This is a genomic window from Pedobacter sp. 05L430 (genome assembly GCF_056397585.1).
The window spans coordinates 1-480 of the sequence record NZ_JBFTNT010000634.1 but is presented as its reverse complement, the minus strand read 5'-3'; the positions used below and the strand labels follow the sequence as shown (position 1 = coordinate 480).

Sequence of the window (480 nt, the reverse complement as noted above, 5' to 3'; positions counted from 1 at the left end):
GTATATGGCCAGAGATAACTGTAATAGAATTGAAAAAATCGCCTGAAATAAGTTAAAATACCTACTTTTGTACCTCGTTATAAAAAGCATATTTGCAACCCCTGAATGGAAGAAACACAAGATCTGAAAAGGATATTTCAAGACAGAAAAAGAACTAACATCCTAAGAAGTGCCGAACAAAACACCATTTCTTACCTCGTAAAACGAGTTCCTTCGTCCATCAGCTCAGATATGCTAACCTTTACAGGTACTTTTGGATCGCTTCTGGTTCTTGCAGGTTTTATTTTAGCTACATACGACAACCGCAGCTTTCTATTGCTTGGTATATTAGGCTTAGCAATTAACTGGTTCGGCGACTCACTTGACGGAAGAATAGCTTACTACAGAAACATTCCAAGAAAATGGTACGGCTTTTCTTTAGATATCATAATGGATTGGGTAAGCACGGTACTTATTGGATTGGGCTATATGGTATATGCC

1 protein-coding gene is annotated in these 480 nt (G+C 37.7%); it reads left to right on the top strand.

Features of this window, described 5'->3' with window-relative positions; translation table 11 throughout:
* Positions 1-105: 105 nt before the first annotated feature.
* Positions 106-480 (top strand): CDP-alcohol phosphatidyltransferase family protein (locus AC1DG9_RS27725; protein WP_477635789.1); only part of this gene is annotated, 375 nt, incomplete at its 3' end.